This window comes from Lacinutrix venerupis, assembly GCF_003663945.1.
Lineage (GTDB): Bacteria > Bacteroidota > Bacteroidia > Flavobacteriales > Flavobacteriaceae > Lacinutrix > Lacinutrix venerupis.
The window spans coordinates 200,663-220,615 of record NZ_RCCH01000005.1 but is presented as its reverse complement, the minus strand read 5'-3'; the positions used below and the strand labels follow the sequence as shown (position 1 = coordinate 220,615).

General features: G+C 29.8%; 13 protein-coding genes. 11 read left to right on the top strand and 2 right to left on the bottom strand.

Annotation, left to right across the window (positions count from 1 at the left end; translation table 11 throughout):
- Positions 1 to 68 precede the first annotated feature (68 nt).
- Both CLV86_RS09215 and CLV86_RS09210 read left to right on the top strand, forming a co-directional pair.
- Entirely contained in the window at positions 69 to 749 is a 681-nt protein-coding gene (locus CLV86_RS09215; protein ID WP_121051821.1) for a hypothetical protein, read from the top strand.
- Positions 750 to 796: 47 nt separating this feature from the next.
- Positions 797 to 2,632, top strand: a complete 1,836-nt coding sequence (locus tag CLV86_RS09210; protein ID WP_121051819.1) for a T9SS type A sorting domain-containing protein — start codon at positions 797 to 799, stop codon at positions 2,630 to 2,632.
- Positions 2,633 to 2,702: 70 nt separating this feature from the next.
- On the opposite strand, the gene gltX is transcribed toward CLV86_RS09210, so the two are convergent.
- Positions 2,703 to 4,211 (bottom strand): glutamate--tRNA ligase, encoded by a 1,509-nt coding sequence (gltX, locus tag CLV86_RS09205; RefSeq protein WP_121051817.1) that lies wholly within the window; start codon positions 4,209 to 4,211, stop codon positions 2,703 to 2,705.
- 132 nt (positions 4,212 to 4,343) lie between these two features.
- On the opposite strand from gltX, the gene CLV86_RS09200 reads away from it, so the two are divergent.
- From CLV86_RS09200 to CLV86_RS09175, 6 genes are all read left to right on the top strand, one after another.
- Positions 4,344 to 7,850, top strand: a complete 3,507-nt coding sequence (locus CLV86_RS09200; protein WP_121051815.1) for a DUF4175 family protein — start codon at positions 4,344 to 4,346, stop codon at positions 7,848 to 7,850.
- On the top strand, positions 7,843 to 8,253 hold the full coding sequence (ybeY, locus tag CLV86_RS09195; protein ID WP_121051813.1) for an rRNA maturation RNase YbeY: 411 nt from the start codon (positions 7,843 to 7,845) through the stop codon (positions 8,251 to 8,253). The genes CLV86_RS09200 and ybeY overlap by 8 nt, the downstream gene beginning before the upstream one ends.
- A gap of 174 nt (positions 8,254 to 8,427) precedes the next feature.
- Positions 8,428 to 10,299, top strand: a complete 1,872-nt coding sequence (gene mnmG / locus CLV86_RS09190; RefSeq protein ID WP_121051811.1) for a tRNA uridine-5-carboxymethylaminomethyl(34) synthesis enzyme MnmG — start codon at positions 8,428 to 8,430, stop codon at positions 10,297 to 10,299.
- Positions 10,300 to 10,561: 262 nt separating this feature from the next.
- Positions 10,562 to 11,398, top strand: coding sequence for a class I SAM-dependent methyltransferase (locus CLV86_RS09185; protein WP_121051809.1), 837 nt, complete (start codon positions 10,562 to 10,564; stop codon positions 11,396 to 11,398).
- 226 nt (positions 11,399 to 11,624) lie between these two features.
- Positions 11,625 to 12,137 carry an OmpH/Skp family outer membrane protein gene (locus CLV86_RS09180; RefSeq protein ID WP_076731567.1) on the top strand — a complete coding sequence of 171 codons (513 nt, stop codon included), beginning with the start codon at positions 11,625 to 11,627 and terminating at the stop codon, positions 12,135 to 12,137.
- 152 nt (positions 12,138 to 12,289) lie between these two features.
- Positions 12,290 to 14,143 (top strand): hypothetical protein, encoded by a 1,854-nt coding sequence (locus tag CLV86_RS09175; protein WP_121051807.1) that lies wholly within the window; start codon positions 12,290 to 12,292, stop codon positions 14,141 to 14,143.
- Positions 14,144 to 14,201: 58 nt separating this feature from the next.
- On the opposite strand, the gene CLV86_RS09170 is transcribed toward CLV86_RS09175, so the two are convergent.
- Positions 14,202 to 15,356, bottom strand: a complete 1,155-nt coding sequence (locus CLV86_RS09170; RefSeq protein WP_076731565.1) for a DNA polymerase III subunit — start codon at positions 15,354 to 15,356, stop codon at positions 14,202 to 14,204.
- Between the two features lie 185 nt (positions 15,357 to 15,541).
- Between CLV86_RS09170 and CLV86_RS09165 the strand changes: the two genes are divergently transcribed.
- From CLV86_RS09165 to CLV86_RS09155, 3 genes are read left to right on the top strand one after another with little or no spacing between them, the layout of a single operon-like run.
- Positions 15,542 to 17,101 (top strand): hypothetical protein, encoded by a 1,560-nt coding sequence (locus tag CLV86_RS09165; protein WP_121051805.1) that lies wholly within the window; start codon positions 15,542 to 15,544, stop codon positions 17,099 to 17,101.
- Between the two features lie 16 nt (positions 17,102 to 17,117).
- Positions 17,118 to 18,305: a phosphoglycerate kinase gene (locus CLV86_RS09160; protein ID WP_076731564.1), complete on the top strand. Its 1,188-nt coding sequence runs from the start codon at positions 17,118 to 17,120 to the stop codon at positions 18,303 to 18,305.
- 58 nt (positions 18,306 to 18,363) lie between these two features.
- Positions 18,364 to 19,947 (top strand): LysM peptidoglycan-binding domain-containing protein, encoded by a 1,584-nt coding sequence (locus CLV86_RS09155; protein ID WP_121051803.1) that lies wholly within the window; start codon positions 18,364 to 18,366, stop codon positions 19,945 to 19,947.
- Positions 19,948 to 19,953: the final 6 nt, after the last annotated feature.

Below are 19,953 nucleotides of genomic sequence, written 5' to 3'. Positions count from 1 at the left end.
GCTTTTACGATTAATAAATATGAAATACTAAAATAAGCTATATTTGCTCATAAACACCCAAATTAAAGATGAAAAGAATACAACTTTCCTTATTAGTAGCACTTATACTATGTTTTGTTACAAAAAGTTTTTCGCAACATAGAAATATAGATATTAAAAATGGCTTTGGTTTGTTTGGTGGTATTACACAATTCGATATTATAACAGACAATTTTGAAACTACAAAAGGAAACGGTTGGGTTGCTGGAATGAGTGCAACTGTAGAAATTCCGCATAAATGGTATAATGCAAGTTATGGCATGCAATTATCAGAAAATAATTTTGGCATTGCTGGAGTTTCTAATTTAGATTTTACAACCCAAGAATTAGAATATAAAGTGTTTACAGCACAGGTTCTTTTTCTTTGGCACGCAAAACTTGCAGGAAGTTATTTAACTTTTGATTTTGGACCAATGCTACAATATAATAGCGATTTAGAATTAAAAAATGAACAACAAGAACAGTTTTTAGTAACCAATTATACAGCTTTAACGGCTAAAGAAATTGAAGATATTTCTAATTTTAATGCCAATGGAGTGGTAGGTTTAACAGCTGGATTTAGTATTATAAAATTTAAAGCACAATATATTTATGGTTTTTTAAATACACTTAATGCATTAAACTCTAACAATAATATAGATATGGAGGATAATAATAAGTTTAAAGGAAATCAATCTATGTTTGCTTTTTCTGCAATGATTACTTTTTAAAAAATTGTAACTATCTTGTGCTTAATTAATTAATAAATTAACGAATTATGAAACAAAAACTACTTTTTTTTTACTTTATGCTTTTTAACTTATCTATAGTTTTTGGGCAAATAGATGGCGAAACTATTGCTCGTAATTGGTTAGAAAATAATAAGCATGAGTTAAATATTCAAGATAATCATACTTTAGATATGCAATTTAGTAGAGTAGGACCTTCTGGAGAAACGTTTCGTTTTTATCAAATGATGAATGGTGTACAGGTTTTTAATGCAGAAGTTACAGTTCATTTATCTAACAGAAAAAATGTAACATACCACGCAAGTACTTACGATTCTAGTATTGAAACCATAAATACAATACCAAGTATTTCTCAAACAGAAGCTCAACAAAGCGCTTTAACAAATTTAAATGTTGAATTAGAAGATGTTGTAAATTTAGAAAAGAAACTTTTTATAATAAAAAGCAATAACCAAACAACACTTGCTTACCGCTTTTTAGTAAATGCTTATACTAAACCTGGAGCTTGGGAGGTAATGGTAGATGCTCAAACAGGAGCTATTTTAAGTAGTAAAGATGTTGCTTTTTATTATTCTCATGGATATAAAGATAAAAAACACAAAACAACTCCATTAAAAACAAAAAACACCTCTTCAATTATGATGGCTTCTGGAACTGCAATGATATACGATACAGATCCATTAACAGCAACTACAAGTGCTTATGGCGGACAATATGTAGATGAAAACGATGTTACTAATGCTGCTTTAGATGCGGCAAGAACACCTGTTACACTTTTAGATATTGAATTATCAGGAGGAAATTATACTTTAAAAGGTCCTTACACGCAAATAGCAGAACTAACAGCTCCAAATAAAGGTTTATTTATTCAAGCTTCAAACAATTTTGAATTTAATAGACAAGAAGATGGTTTTGAAGCTGCAAACGTATATTACCATACAGATAAATCTATGCGTTATATTAATTTAGATTTAGGTATTACGTTAGCTCCATCTCAAAATGGTGGTGTAATCCGTTTCGATCCACATGGAGCAAACGGTGCAGATAACTCTTATTATACTAGTGGAACTTTAAATTTTGGTGAAGGTTGCGTAGATGATGGTGAAGATGCCGATGTAATTTTACACGAATTAGGTCACGGTTTACACGATTGGATTACTAACGGAGGTTTATCTCAAGTAAACGGATTAAGTGAAGGTAGTGGAGATTATTGGGCAAACTCTTATAAAAGAAGTTTAGGGCAATGGTCTGCAAGTGATGCTGCTAGAAATTGGGTTTTTGGTTGGGATGGACATAATGCATGTTGGCCTGGAAGAAGTACAGTTTACGGAGCACAATATCCAGGAGGATTAGTAGGACAAATACACACCGATGGACAAATGTGGGCAACTACATTAATGGAAATTTGGGAAGATATAGGTCGTGAAAAAACAGATAAAGCCTTTTTAGAAGGACTTGGTATGACTAATAGTGGTACTAACCAACAAAATGCTGCAATAGCTGTAAGGCAAGCGGCAATAGATATGGGAACAGCTCATGGTTATACTTGTGCAGATATTCAAGCCATGACAAATAGATTTACTGCACAAGGCTATAATCTACCAGCTTATACTTGTAATTTAAGTGTAGATGAATTTAATGTAAATACAATTTCAATATTCCCAAATCCAACAAATGGAGTTATTACTTTTAAAAATATAAATGAAGAATATAATGTTACTGTATTTAATATGTTAGGTCAAAAAGTTAAAGACCAAATAATAAATACTACTAATAAAACAATGGATGTATCTCATCTTTCTACAGGAACTTACTTTGTTAAGTTTAATGGAGTAGATGCTGTATTAAAGTTTATTAAAGAGTAAAAATTAGATTTATTTATAAATAAAAAAGCGAGCTAAATGGCTCGCTTTTTTTCTATATATATTTTAAATTTTATAAAACTGAAATTACTTTTTCTATACGCTTTATAGTTTCTGCTTTACCAATCATGTAAATAATATCAAAAACATCTGGACCTTGTAAAGCACCAACAAGAGCTAAACGTAAAGGCATCATAACTTTTCCAAAACCTATTTCGTTTCCTGTAATCCATCCTTTTATTTCCTTTTGAAGCGTTTCTACTTCAAATTCTTCAATATTAGATATTATTGAAACAAGTGTCGTCATAAGTTCTTTTGTTTCGTCTTTAAAAGCTTTTTTAGATGCTTTTTCATCAAAACTTTCTGGTGCTACGAAGAAGAAGCTACTTAAGTCCCAAAAGTCGTTTACAAACGTTGCACGTTCTTTTACTAAATTAACAACCATAGCAATGTAATTAACATCGATATCTTTTAACTCGTCATGATTATTTTTAAAAGCTTCGGCTAACTCATCGTTATTTTGTTCTTGCATGTAATGGTGGTTAAACCATTTTGTTTTATCTGGATCAAAACGTGCTCCGGCTTTATTTACACGACTTAAATCGAAAGCAGTAATAAGTTCTTCTAAACTAAAAATTTCTTGTTCTGTACCAGGATTCCATCCTAAAAATGATAAGAAATTAATAACTGCATCTGCAAAATAGCCTTCTTCTTTATAACCTTTAGATACATCTCCATTTGGTGATGTATACTCTAAAGGAAATACTGGAAAACCTAATTTATCGCCATCACGTTTGCTTAATTTTCCTTTACCAGTTGGCTTTAAAATTAATGGTAAGTGTGCAAATTCTGGAGCATCCCAACCAAAAGCAGTATATAATTGCATATGTAATGCTAAAGATGGTAACCATTCTTCACCACGAATAACATGAGAGATTTCCATTAAATGGTCGTCTACAATATTTGCTAAATGGTAAGTTGGCATACCATCGCTTTTAAATAACACTTTATCGTCTAATATATTAGTGTCTATTTTTATATCACCACGTATAATATCTTTTAAATGTAATGTTTGGTCTTGAGGCGATTTAAAACGAATAACATAATCATCACCATTATCTAATTTAGCTTTTACTTCTTCTTGAGAAAGAGATAAAGAGTTACTTAGTTTTAAACGGTTATGCCAGTTGTAAATAAATGTTTTTCCGTTAGCTTCATGGTCTTTACGGTGTGCATCTAAACTCACTGCAGTATCAAAAGCATAATATGCATTACCAGATGCTATAAGTTGCTCGGCATAATCCTTGTATAAATCTTTACGTTCGCTTTGTCTATAAGGGCCAAATTTTTCGTTTTTATTTGGGCCTTCATCAAAAGGAATATTACACCAGTTTAAAGCATCAATTATATATTGTTCTGCGCCTTCTACATAGCGGTTTTGGTCTGTATCTTCAATACGTAATACAAAAGTACCATTATGTTTTTTTGCAAATAAATAATTAAAAAGAGCAGTTCTAACTCCTCCTATATGTAAAGGTCCAGTTGGACTAGGTGCGAAACGCACACGAACATTTTTAGACATCAATTTAAGTTTTAAGTGCACAAAGATACAATTAACACATAATTATTAGAGTTTGAAAAATAAAATTGTAGTTTTATAAGTTGTAAACAAGTGGTTTTAAGCAGTAGTTGTTAAAAAAGAATTTATAAATTAATGAGCAATTTTAAAAATATACAAACTAAACTTGAGCAATTCATTAAAAAATATTACACCAACGAGTTAATTAAAGGTGCTATTTTATTTTTTAGTATTGGTTTGTTATATCTGTTAATTACCTTATTAATTGAACATTTTCTTTGGCTAAATTCTACCGCTCGAACAATTTTATTTTGGTTATTTATAGCTGTAGAAGTGGCGCTTTTTATTAAGTTTATAGTTATTCCGTTAGCAAAATTATTTAAACTTCAAAAAGGGATAAATTACGAAGATGCCTCGTTAATAATTGGTAGTCATTTTCCAGAAGTTAACGATAAATTATTAAATGTTTTACAACTTAAAAGCTCTAATTCGGACTCAGAGTTATTATTAGCAAGTATTAATCAAAAATCCTCCGAATTAACGCCAGTACCATTTAAGCTCGCTATTAATTTTAAGAAAAACACTAAATATTTAAAATATGCTGCTATTCCATTAGCAATAATATTAATCACAGCAGTTTCAGGTAAATTAAATTGGTTTAGCGATAGTTATGAACGTGTAGTTAATTATCAAACTGCTTATGAGCCACCAGCTCCTTTTCAATTTTTTGTATTAAACGAAAGCTTACAGGCTGTTGAAAATAAGGAGTTTAGATTAATTGTAAAAACTGCTGGCGATGTAATACCAGAAACTGCACAAATTACTTTTAACAACGAAACATATTATTTACAACAACGTGGAGCAGGAGCTTTTGAGTATGTTTTCGAGCAACCTAAAAACAATATAACTTTTAATTTATTTGCTAATAATGTAACATCTAAACCTTATACTGTTTCTGTTGCTCCAGTACCAACACTATTAAGTTTTGATATGGTTTTAAACTATCCAAACTATACAAATAAACGAGATGAGGTATTAAAAAGCACAGGTAATGCCATTGTTCCAGCAGGAACTAATATAACATGGAAATTAAATACAAAAGCAACAAATTATGCTACACTTTATGCAAACGATACAATACAATTTAATACCATAGAAAACAACAAGTTTTCTGTACAAAAAAGAGTATATAATAATTTAGATTATAGTATTGCAACAAGTAACAAGCAACTAAAAGATTACGAAAGTTTATCCTTTAACATTCAAGTAGTTCGTGATGAATATCCAGAGCTTAAATTACAATCTAAAATAGATTCTTTAGACCAACAATCTTTATATTTCTATGGTAAAGTTAGCGACGATTATGGTTTAAATAAATTACAATTAGTTTATTATCCAAGCGAAAATGAGAAGGATAAAAAAATAGAGCGTATACCAATTTCGGGTTCAAATTTTAGTGAATTTGTTAGTGCTTTTCCTAATAATTTAGAAATAAAAGAAGGTACGAGTTATAATTTATATTTTGAAGTTTTCGATAATGATGCAGTTAATAAAAATAAAAGCACTAAAAGTAGTGTGTTTAGTTATAGAAAACGTACTGCAGATGAAGAGGAACAAAAACAATTAAATGAACAAAATGAAACCATTCAAGATTTAAATAAATCTTTAGAAAAATTCGATAAGCAACAAAAAGAATTAGAAGAACTCTCTAAAACACAAAAAGAAAAATCTGAACTTAATTTTAACGATAAAAAGAAAATTGAAAATTTTATAAAGCGTCAAAAACAACAAGAACAAATGATGCAGAAGTTTAATAAAAAACTTCAAAAAAACTTAGAAGACTTTCAAAAAGAAAATAAAGAAGAAGATCAATTTAAAGAAGATTTAAAAGAGCGTTTAAAAGAAAATGAAGAGCAGCTTAAAAAAGACGAAAAACTTCTTGAAGAATTAGAGAAACTTCGCGAGAAAATGAATAAAGAAGAATTCTCAGAGAAGTTAGATAAACTTGCTCAAAAAGCAAAAAATCAAAAAAGAAGTCTCGAACAAATGCTTGAATTAACGAAAAGATATTACGTTAATAAAAAGATGGAAAAAATTGGAAATGAATTAGATAAGCTTGCAAAAGAACAAGATAAACTTGCAAATAAAGACCCAAAAGAGAATACAAAAGAAAAGCAAGAGGAATTAAATAAAAAGTTTAAAGACATACAAAAACAATTAGACGAACTTGAGAAGGATAATAAACAATTAAAACAACCAATAGATTTACCACGAGACGAAAATAAAGAAGAGAATGTAGCACAAGATCAAGAAAAAGCTACAGAAGAATTAGATAAAAAAGAACAATCTCAAACTGAAGAGCAGAAGCAAAGTCAAAATTCAAAAGCTAAAAAAAATCAAAAAGGTGCTGCCCAAAAAATGAAAGAAATGAGCATGAAAATGCAAGCACAAATGTCTCAAGGAGGACAAGAAGCTTTACAAGAAGATATAGAAACCTTACGACAAATTTTAGATAATTTAGTCCTTTTTTCTTTTGATGAAGAGCGTGTAATGAAGCAGTTTAAAAGCATAGAAGTTAACCATAATGAATATGCGACATATTTAAAAAAGCAAAAAGAATTACGTACACATTTTGAACATGTAGATGATAGTTTATTTGCATTATCACTACGTCAACCAAAAATTTCTGAAAAAGTAAATAGAGAAATTTCCGAAGTTTATTCTAATATAGATAAAGCATTAGCAGATTTAGCAGAAAATAATTTATATAGAGGAACATCTTCACAACAATATGCAGTAACATCTGCAAATAATTTGGCAGATTTTTTAAGCAATGCTTTAGACCAAATGCAAAATGCTATGGCAATGCCATCGTTAGGAAAAGGTAAAGGAGAAGGCGGTATGCCACTTCCCGATATTATTATGAGTCAAGAAGAACTCAATAAACAAATGGAAGAAGGTACAAAAAAAGGCAAAAGCGGAAAGCCGCAAAGTGAAGGTGGCGAGAAACCTGGAGAAAAGCCTGGAGATAAACCTGGTGAGAAGCCAGGTAAAGGTAAAAAACCTGGTGAAAATGGCGAAGACGGAGAGAATGGAGAAAGTGGAAAAAATGGTAAGAAGGGAAAAAACGGAAAAGGTGAAGGTGAAGAAAAAGGAGAAGGTAATGGAGGAGGTAAAGGTGAAGGACAAGATGGAAACGATGGATTTAGTGAAGATATAAATGGAGAATTATATAAAATTTACCAACAACAACAATTAATACGTCAAGCTTTAGAAAATAAACTTGCTATGGATGAAAAACTAGGAAAAGGTATTCCTGCAAATGCAAAGCAATTACTAAAACAAATGGAAGATGTAGAAGATAATCTTATAAATGGCGGTTTTACAAACGAAACTTTATCCAAAATGATGAATTTGCAACATCAATTATTAAAACTTGAAAAGGCAACATTAGAGCAAGGTCAGGATACAAAACGTAAATCTGAAACAAATAAAAAAGATTTTTCAAATACTACAAACAATCAAATTCCTAAAGCAAAAGAATATTTTAATACAACCGAAATATTGAATAAGCAAGCCTTACCTTTGCAACAAATTTATAAACAAAAAGTACAAGAATACTTTAAAGAAAAGAATGATTAGTTTTAACTACGAAAACGATTTTAAGCTTGTTAATGAAGCTAAAATTTCAAAATGGATATCTTCTGTTATTTTCAACGAAAACTGTAAGGAGGATGAAATAAACTATGTTTTTTGTGATGATGATTACCTACATAAACTAAATGTAGATTTTCTAAATCATGATACATTAACAGATATTATTAGCTTTGATTATTCGGTAGGAAAAAAGCTACAAGGAGATATTTTTATTTCCACAGAAAGGGTAGAGGATAATGCAAAAGATTTTAAAGTTTCTTTTGAAACAGAACTCCATCGTGTTATTGTTCATGGAATTCTTCATTATTGTGGGTATAAAGATAAAACAGATATTGAAGCAAAGCAGATGCGAGATAAAGAAAACTTCTATCTTAATACACTTATATAGAATTCATTAATTCGTAGTATATTTGCAGACTTTTTTATTTTAATAATATAATGTTTCACGTGGAACATTGTATTTTAAATTGAAAGAAAGCTTAATTGTTTCACGTGGAACACTAAAAAAGATAATTCTGTAGTTACAGGTGTAGTTGTAGCTAAATTTAAGAAGAAAGAAATTATGTTTAACGAAATTTACGATGTTATTGTTGTTGGAGCAGGTCACGCAGGAAGTGAAGCTGCTGCTGCTGCTGCAAATATGGGAAGCAAAACTTTGTTAATTACCATGAATTTGCAAAACATAGCACAGATGTCTTGTAATCCTGCTATGGGAGGAATTGCTAAAGGACAAATTGTAAGAGAGATTGATGCGCTTGGTGGTTATAGCGGAATTGTAAGTGATACGTCTGCTATACAATTTAAAATGCTAAACAAATCTAAAGGGCCTGCAATGTGGTCTCCAAGAGTGCAAAGTGATAGAATGCGTTTTGCAGAAGATTGGAGAATGCTTTTAGAAAATACTAAGAACTTAGATTTTTATCAAGAAATGGTCTCTGGGTTAATAGTTGAAAACGGAAAAATAGTAGGAGTAAAAACATCTTTAGGAATCGAAGTAAAAGGGAAGTCTGTTGTTTTAACAAATGGAACTTTTTTAAATGGCTTAATTCATATAGGTGATAAAAATTTTGGTGGTGGTAGAGCAGGAGAAAAAGCTGCTACAGGAATTACAGAACAGCTTGTAAATTTAGGTTTCGAATCTGGTAGAATGAAAACAGGAACACCTCCAAGAGTAGATGGTCGTTCTTTAGATTTTTCTAAAATGACAGAGCAACCTGGTGATGAAATTCCAGAAAAATTCTCTTTTTTAGATTCAACAAAACCATTAGAGAATCAAAGATCATGTTACATGGCGCACACAAGTGAATTGGTTCACGATTTGCTTCGCGAAGGTTTCGATCGTTCTCCAATGTTTAATGGTAGAATTAAAAGTTTAGGACCAAGATATTGCCCAAGTATTGAAGATAAAATAAATAGATTTTCAGATAAAAATAGTCATCAATTATTTGTTGAACCTGAAGGTTGGAATACTGTAGAAATGTATATAAATGGTTTTTCTACTTCTTTACCAGAAGATGTTCAGTTTAAAGCGATGCGTTCTATTGTTGGTTTTGAAAACGTAAAGTTCTTTAGACCTGGTTATGCAATAGAATATGATTATTTTCCACCTACACAATTAAAACATACATTAGAAACTAAGTTAGTAGATGGATTGTATTTTGCTGGTCAAATTAATGGCACTACAGGTTACGAAGAAGCTGCTTCGCAAGGTTTAATGGCTGGAATAAATGCATCTTTAAAAGTGCAAGAAAAAGATCCGTTTATCTTACAAAGAAACGAAGCATATATAGGAGTTCTTGTAGACGATTTAATTACAAAAGGAACAGAAGAACCTTATAGAATGTTTACGTCTCGTGCAGAATATAGAACTCTATTAAGACAAGATAATGCCGATTTTAGATTAACACCTCGAGCTTATGATTTAGGTTTAGCTAGCGAAAAACGATTAAGAAGAATGGAGGAGAAGCGTGAAGCTTCAGAAAAATTTGTTCAGTTTTTTAAAGACACAAGTGTCACTAAAGAAGAAGCAAATCCTATTTTAGAATCTAAGAACTCGGCTAGTGTAAAACAGCAAGGTAAAATGCATAAAATATTTGCAAGACCAAATATTACTATTGAAGATATGCGTAAAATTAAATCTGTAGACGATTATATTAAAGAGCATAATTTAGATAGGGAAATTATAGAGCAAGCCGAGATTCAGGTAAAATACTCTGGATATATTGATAAGGAAAAGAATAATGCAGACAAATTAAATAGATTAGAAAATATTAAAATACCTCCTAATTTTAATTATTCAAAATTGCAATCTATGAGCTTAGAGGCAAGAGAAAAATTAAACAAAATTCAACCAGTTACAATTTCTCAAGCATCGAGAATAAGTGGTGTTTCTCCTGCAGATATTTCTGTGCTTTTAGTGTATATGGGAAGGTAAAAATTTAGCAATTAATTTAACGTTCCACGTGGAACGTTAAATTAATTTTTCTTTTTTATATTCTTTCATTAGGAATTTTTCTAAATATTCAATTATAGAATTTATTTGAAATATTTAAATAAAGAGCAATTTTAAGATGAGTTTTATATATAGTATAAATCTATTCCTATTGGAAATAATAATACTACAAAGATGTATTTCTTAAAGAATATTGTATTACAAAAAACAATAAAAAGCATTATTAGAAAAAAAATAAATTAATATGCAGGTAAAAGATTTTTCGGTTTCTGGAGAAGAATTCCAATTAATAAAAAATAAAGAATTTGGTTATTTAGAAACGACACCGCAACCGTCTTTAAAAAAGCTATCTAAATATTATGAAAGTGAAGATTATATTTCGCATACTAATAGTAAGCGAAACTTGTTTGAAAAAGCATATCACTTTATAAGAGATATTTCCTTAAAACGAAAATTAAAACTGATTAGTTCATTTAACTCAGAAGAAAAAAAAATACTAGATATTGGATGTGGTACAGGATCTTTTTTAAAAATAGCTAAAAACAATAATTGGAATGTTGTTGGAATAGAGCCAAACGAAAAAGCAAGAAGTATTGCAATCGAGAATTGTGGTAACTCAATTTTTGATACTAATAAGATAGAAGAACTTAAAGATGGTAGTTTCGATGTTATTACACTTTGGCATGTTTTAGAGCATCTTCCAAATCTTGATAGACAAATAGCGTCTTTAAAAAGGCTTTTAAAAGCTAACGGAACTTTAATAATCGCTGTACCAAATTTTAAAAGTTTCGATGCAAAATATTATAAAGAGTTTTGGGCTGCTTATGATGTGCCAAGACATTTATGGCATTTTTCTAAGGAATCTATTATTAAATTGTTTTCTACAAAAAAAATGATAGTAGTAAAATCTCTTCCTATGGTTTTTGATGCTTATTACGTGAGTTTACTTTCAGAAAAATATAGAAATACATTTTTAAGAATAATACCTGCATTTTTTATAGGATTGGTTTCAAATTTAAAAGCTAAGCAATCTGGAGAGTATTCTTCTCTTATTTATGTGATAAAAAACAACAAAAACTAATTTTAACACGTTTTAAAGCTGTTTATTTTGTTTTAATATATGTTTTACTGTTAAATCTCTAAAACAGGCTTAAATACACCTTAAAATAATGCAATTTTAATAGATATTTATTATTTATAAAATATTTTAGTATAAATTATATTTATAGTTTGTTTTTCTCCTTTAATTTAGATAATTATTATAGCCACTTTTCTATTTTTGCGCAAACAGAAAATTATTTTATAAAATGAAAAAATTAATATTAGCAGTAATTGTATTAGTAACTTTTGCATCTTGTCAAGAACAAAAAATAGGATTTGTAGATAATGGAAAAGTTATTAACGATATCCAAGAGAAAAAAGATATCGAAACTAAATATGATGGTTTAACAGAAGCTTTTAAAAAAAGAGCAGATAGTATAGGTCAAACTTACCAAGCCGAATACCAAGGACTTCAAGCAAAGGCAGCTAGAATGTCTCAAAGTAAACAACAAGAAGAAATACAAAAGTTTCAAGCAAAAGCGCAACAATTTCAACAAATGATGCAAGCAGAGCAACAGCAAATGCAAACAGCTTATCAAACAGAATTAGATTCTGTAATTTCTAAAATGAAAACTACTGTTGAAGATTACGGTAAAGCAAATGGTTATAAATTTATTTTTGGAACAAACGAATCTGTTGGAACTGTATTATACGGCGATGAAGCTTCAGATTTATCAGATATTATAATTAAAGAAATAGATTCTAAATACAAAAAGTAATTAGTAATTAATCTTTTTCACTTTTAAAAAACGCTAAATAACTATTTAGCGTTTTTTTTTGTTTATTAATCCCGTAGAATTCAGCGCAATAAAATAAATTGCCTATATTTAGATCAATAATTTAACGCTATTAATTATTCTATTTTAAGATGATGAAAAACTGCATAACCATCAGTTTCATCGTCTTTACTTTTTGTGGGTTTTTATATGCCCAAGAAGCAGTTCCGTTTAAAGTTCAAAATGAATTTTTTATTTACGGAGATGCTGCTGTTATTGGTAACAATATACTAAGTAAAGACGCTAAAAAACCATTTAACGACACATCATTAACCAATGATGATATAAATATGGTTTTTGTTGATATTGACAACGATTCCTCTACTTTTAGCTCGAGTTCTGCTAGCTTAAAATTACCTAAAAATCACAGCAAAATTGTTTATGCCGCTTTATATTGGTCTGCAACTTATAGTTATGAAGAAGGTTTTAGAAAAGAATCTGCAGGACAATTTATATTTCAAGGAAAACGTGTAAATAATAGAGAGAACATTCATAAAATAAAATTTAAAACGCCAAGCGGAGACTACAAAAATATTATCGGAAAAGTGCTTTTTGATGGTGCAAAAAACACTTCATTTAGGCTAAACTCGCCTTACGTTTGTATGGCAGATGTTACCAAACTACTTCAAAAAAATGATATAGTAAATGGAGAGTATACAGTAGCAAATGTTATGGCAACAAAAGGATTTGTATCTGGAGGAAGCGCTGCAGGATGGTTACTTTATGTTATTTACGAAGCTCCTACAAAAAATCCTAAATATATTACTACTTACAATGGTTTTGCACATGTAAATAACCAACCACTAAAACTAAAATTTAATAATTTTAAAGCCTTAGAAAAAGGAGAAATAAAAACAAGTTTAACGTTTGCAGCTTTAGAAGGTGACTCTGCATTAAAAGAAGATGAGTGTATTTTAATTAATCCAATTTCAAAACGCCTCTCACTTTTAAGCACAGAAAATAGGCCTAGAAATAACTTTTTTAATAGTAAAATTACTTATAGTAATACAGCTTTTAATGAGCGATCTCCTAAAAGCGAAAACACCTTAGGTTTTGATATTGTTTCTATGGATGTACCAAACGAATCGCAACCGTTAATAGACAATACAACCACAGAAATTGAAATGGCTTTTAATACTAATTCCGATAGATTTTATATGTTTTTTACTGCTTTTCAAACAGAAATAAGTAAAACTTTTTATGAGGAAAACAAAGACAATACAGTAATAGAAATTACAGATGTAGAAAAACCAAAAATAATAGTTAGTGAAAAACCTAAAAAGGAAAAAATTACTAAAAAGAAACAGTTAAAAAAAGAAATAAAAAATACTGAAATAGCCAAATTAACTGTTCCTCAAGAAAAACAAAAAGTAAATAAAACTAATCAAGATATTTTTACATCAGAAAAACAATTACCTTCTCCAGAAGCATATAAAACAAAAACAATAGAAAAGGAAAAACCACTACCAGTATGGTTACAAAAAAAACAAACTGAAAATAATGTAACTATTACACAAACAGATATTTATCAGCCAAATATAACTCTTCAAAAACCAATATATTCAAACACTTCTCTTGTAATGAACAGAGAAAATTATGAGAAATTATTAACCATAGAAGATTATGTTTACGAAACTCAAAAATTTAAAAGAATTCTTAACCAAGAGCCAAATATAATAGCTGGAGTCGAAAAAGGATACTATATAATAGCCGGATTGTTATACGACTTAGATTATGCTATTAATTATCAAAAAGAGCTTCAGGAAAAAGGTGTAAATTCAAAAATATTTAAAGACATATCTAAAGGTCATTATTACGTATATCTTTTTAATTCTGAAAATTTTTACGATGTATTCATGCTTAGAAAAGCATTTATTAAAAGCGAATTTTTAGAACAAGTTTGGATACTAAATATTAATATAGAAAAACAGGTAATAAAGAAGCTTTAACAATAAACAGAGAAGACTTTTGGATTTATAATTACAACCCAATTACTAGAAGATTACATTATTCTGATTTTTTATGAAGTAATCTCGTTAATTTTATAGACAAATCGGTGAGAATAATTTTAGAGTTACCATTACGCTCAATATGGTAAATAGCGTCTTGTATTTCGTTAGAAATGTCTAAAATATTGTTGTTATGTACAAAAGGCGCAAAATTTTCAAGTTTAAATTTTTCGTTTTTAACTTCCATATAAACTAATTCTTCTGCATTGTAGTTTAATAGCAAAGCTTGACGAAAAAAATCTAAACAAAAGTTTAAAAAATGTTTTTGTGTTTCACGGCCAGTTTTAGCAATATCTTCACTCCATTTTATTAAATCGTGAATAGCTGCTTTGTTACCTTTAGCTTTAAAAGCAGAACGAATCCAGAAAATAAACCAGTCTTCAAACTGAGTGTCTTCACTATCGCTATATACTAAATCGCATGCTTTATTATAGTTTCCATTAGCTTGATGTGCTAATTTTGTTGCTATTGTTTCATTTAAACTATAATTTTTTATAAGAGCATTTTTAATATCAACTTCGGCTAGTGGTGGAAAGTGTAATATTTGACAACGAGATCTAATGGTATTAATTATTTGCTCTTCTTCTTCAGCAATTAAAATAAAAATTGTTTTATTTGGAGGCTCTTCAATTAACTTTAAAAGCTTGTTTGCAGCAGCAGTATTCATTCTATCTGCCATCCAAATAAGCATTATTTTGTAACCACCTTCGTAAGATTTTAAAGATAAAGATTTTATAATATCTTGAGCTTCATCCACACCAATTTGGCCTTGCTTATTATCTACACCTAATTGCTTATACCAATCAAAAAGATTTCCGTACGGTTGTTTGGTTAATAAATCTCTCCATTCTTCTAAAAAATGACTAGAAACAGGATGTCTTTTAATTTTATCGTTAGTAGTTACCGGAAATGCAAAATGTAAATCTGGATGAGAGAAATTTTTAAATTTTAAATTACAAGCCTCATTGCCATTATTATTTTTACCGTTAGTATTAGAGCATAAAACATATTGCGCATAGGCAATTGCCATAGGTAAAGTTCCAGAACCTTCCGGTCCAATAAAAAGTTGAGCATGAGGTACACGACCATTATCTACACTAGTAGTTAGGTGTTTTTTTATATGTGTCTGTCCTATTATTTCACTAAAAAGCATAAGGCAAATATAGTTTATAGCTGTTATAGTTTAAATTTAAGCCTAAGGAAATTACTTATTTTTGTAAAGTATCGGTTTAAAATTCAATTTTAAACAGTGTAACTCAAACACGTTTGTTAGTATTTATCTATATTTGAAGCATATAAAACGTATCGCTATTTTTTATAATAATGAAAATAATATTAATGAAATATTTATTACTAATTAGTTTTTCCTTTTTAGCTTTTTTTAATGGCTATTCTCAAGAACAGACTATTAAACAAAGTCTAGAGTATGATGGTGTGGATTTTAAATCGGTTAACGAGTTTTATATCTATGGAGATAGTAAAGTTATAGGAAACAGTATTTTAGGAGAACATAAGGTTAACGATTTTGATGATATAACAGTAAGTAACGATGATGTGAAAATGAAATATATTGACATCGACGACGACAAATCTACCTTTAGTTCAAGTTCTGCTAAATTAAAACTACCAGATAATTTAAAAAAAATAACCTATGCAGCCTTATATTGGACAGCAACATATAGCTTAGAGCAAGGAAAACGAAGAAAGGTTAAAGATAGTTACGAATACAAAGGAGATTTTAGACATAGTCACGCAATAGATACAATTAAATTTAAAACGCCAAATAGCGAATACCAAACTATTGCAGGAGAAATTATTTACGACGGAGCCGAAAACCCAACACATGCAATAAATTCACCTTACGTTTGTGTTGCAGATGTTACAAAAATACTTAGAGAAGCACAAGATAAAAATGGAGACTATACTGTAGCTAATGTAAGAGCCTCACAAGGTTATATTTCTGGAGGTAGCGCTGCTGGATGGATGCTTTATATTATTTACCAATCGCCTACAGATAACCCAAAATATATTTCATCTTATAATGGTTTTGCTTTAGTAAATAACCTACCAGTAGACATTACTTTTAGAAATTTTAAAGCAGTAGATCAAGGAGATGTTAAAACATCGCTTGTAGTTTCTGCTTTAGAAGGAGATTTAACATTACTACAAGACGAGTGTGCAATAATTAAAAGAGATGGTTCTTACCAGTCACTTAGTAATGGATCAAGGTACCAGCAAAACTTTTTTAATAGCAGTATTACAAATAACAGTTTAGTTAATACAGACCGTATTCCAAGCAGTAGAAACACATTAGGTTTCGATATTGCAGAATTAGAAATACCAGACTACAATAACTCTATTATAGATAATAATATGAGTTCTACAACATTAAGATTAAAAACAAAATCAGATAGATATTATATGTATTTTGCTGCTTTTCAAACAGAAATTAGTCAAGATTTTTTTGAAGATGTTGTAAAAGAAAAAGAGCCTGTTAGCAAAGTTTCCACTATCGAGCCAGAAGTTATTAGAACCACACAAGCAGAGGTTAAAAAAAACAATAGAAAATACGTATGGAAACCACCAGGAAAAAAAGGTTTTGACTCTAAAGATTTTAAAATGTTAGTTGCAAAAAAACCAACAATTTTTAATGGTGTTAGTAATGGCTATTATGTGGTAACTAATGTGTTTTCAGAACCTTATAGAGCTAGAAAATGGGAAGCATTTTTAATTAAAAAAGGACATACACCAATTACAATTACTAATCCAAAAAATAATTGGAATTTTGTAGCTGTACTGCAAACAGAAAGTGCAAAAGAAGCCTTTACAAAACAACAAGAATTAATTCAAGAGTATAAATTTAGAGACACTTGGGTATTAAAAGTTAATTTAGATTAAAAAAGATAAAATAAATATGAAAACTATAAAAGACTTCAATTTTAAAAATCAAAAAGCTTTAATTAGAGTAGATTTTAATGTGCCATTAGACGATAATTTTAATGTAACCGACGCAACAAGAATTTCATCTGCAAAGCCAACATTAATAAAAATATTAGAAGACGGCGGAAGTTGTATTTTAATGTCTCATTTAGGAAGACCTAAAGGAGTGCAAGATGAGTTTTCTTTAAAACACATAGTTAGTAAAGTTGAAGACATTATTGGAGTCGAAACAAAATTTGTATCAAATTGTGTGGGAGCAGAAGCAGAGGAAGCTGCAGCAAATTTAAAACCAGGCGAACTTTTAATTTTAGAGAACTTACGTTTTCATGAAGAAGAAACTAAAGGAGATAAAGATTTTGCAGAAAAATTATCGAAACTTGGAGACATATATGTAAATGATGCTTTTGGTACCGCACATAGAGCGCATGCATCTACAACAGTTGTAGCACAATTTTTTCCAGAAAAAAAGTGTTTTGGCCATTTATTAGCACAAGAAATAGAAAGCATAGACAAGGTTTTAAAATCTGACGACAGACCAGTTTTAGCAATCTTGGGAGGAGCAAAAGTATCATCTAAAATTACTGTAATAGAAAATATATTAGACAAAGTAGATGATATTATTATTGGTGGAGGAATGGCCTTTACCTTTGTAAAAGCTCAAGGCGGAACCATTGGAGACTCTTTAGTTGAAGACGATAAATTAGAAATGGCCTTAGACATTTTAAAACAAGCTAAAGCAAAAAATGTAAACATACATTTACCTGTAGATTCTATTATAGCAGATGCTTTTAGCAATACTGCAAATACTAAAACATCAGATATTACTGCTATTCCAGAAGGTTGGATGGGATTAGACGCAGGACCAGAATCAAGAAAGCAATTTCATAATGTAGTTATGAATAGTAAAACAATTTTATGGAATGGTCCTTTAGGTGTGTTTGAAATGGAAAGTTTTGCAAATGGAACCATTGCTTTAGGAAACTCTATAGCAGAGGCTACAAAAAATGGAGCATTTTCTTTAGTTGGTGGAGGAGACTCTGTTGCTGCAGTAAAACAATTTGGTTTTGCAAATAAAGTAAGCTATGTAAGTACCGGTGGAGGAGCCATGCTAGAAAGTTTAGAAGGTAAAACACTTCCGGGAATAGCAGCTATTTTAGATTAAAATAGTAATTATACCATTTTTGTAATTATAGCGTTAATTTAGCACAACTATTTTTTAAATGACATTAGTTTTAAAATATACATTTCTCTTTTTTTCTGTTTTATTCGGAATGCAATTGTATGCGCAAGATTCGCTAAATGTAAAAACAACAAGGCTTTCAGAATCTGAATTAATTGCAGGCGAAAGCTATGTAATAGATACCATTGTAGACGGTAAAGTTTTTTTTAAAAAATCTATAGAACCTATAAAGGAAATAGATTTAACAAAAGAATTACAAGACCACGAAATGGCATCAGAATTCGATAAAAAATGGATGGAAGAGCTGTATAGCACCTCTCTTTTTGATACTATTTATCGAGAAGTAACAGACCTAAAATATGAGGCTGTATATTATCCAGAACTTTCTACAGATACTTTAAAGGCACGTTTAGAACGTTTAAATGCAAGGACTCCTTTTAATGTAGAATACAATCCGCAATTAGAAAACTTAATAAAACGTTGGTTAAAAAATAGACATCAGTCTATGGAGCGTTTAATGGGATTAAGTAAGTATTATTTTCCAATGTTTGAGCGAGAATTGGATAATTATAATATTCCTTTAGAGATGAAATATCTTGCCATAGTAGAATCGGCTTTAAAACCAAGAGCAAAATCTAGAGTTGGAGCAACTGGTTTATGGCAGTTTATGTTTGCAACAGGAAAACAATATGGGCTAGATGTAAGTAGTTATGTAGACGAGCGTAGTGACCCTATAAAATCTACAAAATCAGCGTCAATATATTTAGCAAAATTATACGAAATTTTTGGAGATTGGGATTTAGCATTAGCGGCATATAATTCTGGTCCAGGAAATGTAAGTAAAGCTATTAGACGTTCAGGAGGTTACAGAAATTACTGGAATATTAGGCCTAATCTTCCACGTGAAACAGCAGGTTACGTTCCTGCTTTTTTAGCTACAATGTATATATTCGAATATGCAAAAGAGCATGGTTTTATACAGCATAAACCTCAATTTAATTATGTAGAAACAGATACTATTCATGTAAAACAGATGATTACATTGGATCAAGTTTCAGAATTTACTGGTGTAAAAATGGAAGTCCTTCAGTTTTTAAACCCATCATATAAATTAGATGTTATTCCATATATAAAAGGTAAAAATTATACTTTAAGATTACCAAGGGATGTAGTAGGTACTTTTGTAAATAATGAAAAAGACATGTATGCTTTTGCTAAAGCAGAATTTGATAAACGAGAAAAACCATTACCTAAACTTTTAACTGCAGATACTAAAACAAGATATAAAGTAAAACAAGGCGATTATTTGGGTAAAATTGCAAGAAAATTTGGTGTTCGAGTTAGCCAACTAAAACAATGGAATGGTTTACGAAGTAATAATTTAAAAATAGGGCAACGTTTAACGGTATATCCTCGTAATCCATCAGCAATAACTAAAGCTGCTTCAAAACCTAAAAGTACTGCAAATTTTAAAGGAAAAACATATACTGTAAAGAGTGGAGACTCATTATGGAGTATTTCTCAAAAATTTTCTGGAGTTTCTGTTCAAGATATTAAAAATTGGAACGATATTAGTGGTACTAATTTAAAAATAGGAATGACTTTAAGAGTTTCTAAAAGTTAGTTATAA